This window comes from Gilliamella sp. WF3-4 (assembly GCF_001690275.1).
GTDB classification, from domain to species: Bacteria; Pseudomonadota; Gammaproteobacteria; order Enterobacterales; family Orbaceae; genus Gilliamella; species Gilliamella apicola_C.
Map to the genome: position 1 here is coordinate 1 of NZ_LZGW01000012.1, position 2318 is coordinate 2318.

Consider the following 2318-nt stretch of genomic DNA (forward strand, 5'->3'; position numbering starts at 1 on the left):
TGCTGCTAGATAACGTAATTCTTCCTGCTTATCTCCTTTAGCCAATTTTCTAATTCGTTTATTCTCTCTACGCGTAGTTAAACGGTTATTCTCAACCGCATTCTTACTCGCAGCTATCGAAGCACCGACATCACCCACATCACCACCAACGCTGGCCGTGGCAAGACCTGCTGCTAGTTGCGATAATGCGCTGATGAAGCGCGTGATTAAAGGGATTACAGCCCAATAACCACGCTAACCACAACTAACTATATAGGAATTAACTATGGCTAAGGCACATTCTAAGCTAAAAACAACCACAGGCAAAGCACCCACAGAGCGGTTTTACATCGTGGGTACACGCCTAACGGCGGGTTCACTCACCCCAGACCACAGCTAACCATTAAGGAGCGCTGGCTGGAGCAAATAGGCTTTTATGCCGGGCTGCCGGTGGCGATTACCATTGAATGCGGCCAGTTGATTATTAAACCTACGATGAAGATCTAAAAAGTAATAAAAGATCCCCGCTGGTTAAGGCGGAGGAGCTTTTAGTCTTTTGTTAAAGGTTCTAATTGCAAAAGGTGATTTTTAGCTCGCTCTATTAATTCCATTAATTCATCGTAATTAAATGTTAAAACACGTAGCGGATCACTTGGATAAATAATAAACTCTAAATTTCTTTTATCTTCAGATAAACAAAGCTCTCCCCAAACATCTCCATCATAGAGCAGCTCAGCATTAAAACTATCACTTTCTATCGAGCTTCCAACGCTATAATCCAACATGATATATATTCCTTCTATTTTTTAGGCTCTCTAAATCCAATTAATTTAGTGCCATCTTCATTAAATCTTAAAGTTCTACCATCTGGGGCTATTGCATGTATTACTTTAATAATTTGTTTATTCTCTGTTGCGGTTGTACGTGTTATTACCGTTTTAGGATTTGACAAAATATCGTTCACGATATTTTGAGCTTCTTTATTCAAAACAGAAGCTTTCTGACTTGAATAAGTGTAAACGCTTCCCTCCCGGCCACCATGTTTTTGCAAAGCTCGCCCTGCATCGGTTAAACCATTTCTATTAGCAGATGCGGCTGCTTGGCTCAGTTGTTCGACTGTTGGTACTGGTACTGATACTGTTCCTGTTGCATTTGCTGAAGGCTTAGTCACAGCATTACCCGCCTGTGCGGCGTTTGTGCTTCCAGTCGTCTCCTTTCCTGCTTTTACTCTATTAATACCCTCACTTATTTGCTCTACTTCTTTAGCTGATAACTTTTGCCCTGTAGCTCTCGCTTTCCAGGCTAAATCACTAAAACCTTTTGCAGTAACGCCAGCTGTTGAAAGTGAAAATAACAATTCAGCATCTGATACTGACACGCCTAATATCTTAGCTAGTCCCTCGGCTGTTTGCGTATGATAAGTTTTGCCATAATAAACGGTCATTGCTCCCGTTACGCCATTATCAGCCATTGACCATGTTAGATATGCACTTGGTATACATCCCACCACTGAGCTGCAACCTGGTGATAATGCGGCTGCTCCAAACCCATCGATAGCAGCAAACCCAATCTGAAGGACTCCTCCTGCTCGAGTGGTTATGCTGTATTCATTATCAATATTCTTTGTACCATCAAAAATACCATCAAAAAATGTATACTGAAATAACTTTTCATTTTTTTGATAAGGTATACCAAATATAGTTCTATTTTTTGTGTGTTCTTGAGCTGCAAGCGTTTCTCTATATGCTTGTAACTCGTCACTACTGCCTAACTTTTCTAGTTCTCGGAGTGCCGCTTTCTGCGGGTCATTATCAGCCAGTTCGGACGAACATTTAATTAGTGCACATGCTGCTGCAAGATAACGTAATTCTTCCTGCTTATCTCCTTTAGCCAATTTTCTAATTCGTTTATTCTCTCTACGCGTAGTTAAACGGTTATTCTCAACCGCATTCTTACTCGCAGCTATCGAAGCACCAACATCACCCACATCACCACCAACGCTGGCCGTGGCAAGGCCTGCTGCTAGTTGCGATAATGCGCTGATATTTTGTTTTTCCGCTTCGGTGAGGTCTTTGATGTCTTTCTTTTTACCTTTATCATCTTTATAAAGATTGAGGATGGCTTCTGCAGCAAGTTCGCCACTTACTGCGCCTGCGCCACCCGCTAAGCCTGAGTTGCCTTGTAGTTCGGCTATAGTGCCCGCTAATATGGCGTGAGCCGTTAAACGAGCTACTTCGTTATCCCCTGCATGTATTTTAATTTGCTCTGCTAGCCATGGTTCGCTAGCACCTGCAAGACCACCCGTGATGTCGCCGGTGATGATGCCGGTAATGATTGAT

The 2318-nt window shown here is 42.5% G+C and carries 4 protein-coding genes; 1 reads left to right on the forward strand and 3 read right to left on the reverse strand.

The window, feature by feature from the left end; genetic code table 11:
- On the reverse strand, positions 1–216 hold a 216-nt coding region (locus tag A9G47_RS14840; RefSeq protein WP_176700643.1), incomplete at its 3' end, for a VENN motif pre-toxin domain-containing protein.
- A 165-nt stretch (positions 217–381) separates the two neighbouring features.
- Between A9G47_RS14840 and A9G47_RS14845 the strand changes: the two genes are divergently transcribed.
- A complete protein-coding gene (locus tag A9G47_RS14845; RefSeq protein ID WP_141674798.1) occupies positions 382–486 on the forward strand; it encodes a SymE family type I addiction module toxin in 105 nt (34 codons plus the stop codon).
- 41 nt (positions 487–527) lie between these two features.
- Here the strand turns inward: A9G47_RS14845 and A9G47_RS02980 are convergent, their stop codons facing one another.
- On the reverse strand, positions 528–764 hold the full coding sequence (locus tag A9G47_RS02980; protein ID WP_065642122.1) for a hypothetical protein: 237 nt from the start codon (positions 762–764) through the stop codon (positions 528–530).
- 14 nt (positions 765–778) lie between these two features.
- On the reverse strand, positions 779–2318 hold a 1540-nt coding region (locus tag A9G47_RS02985), incomplete at its 5' end, for a VENN motif pre-toxin domain-containing protein (protein WP_176700642.1).

Excerpts from the sequence above, each read along its gene's own strand:
- A9G47_RS02980 (WP_065642122.1), bottom strand. The coding sequence starts at position 764 with ATGTTGGATTATAGCGTTGGAAGCTCGATAGAAAGTGATAGTTTTAAT.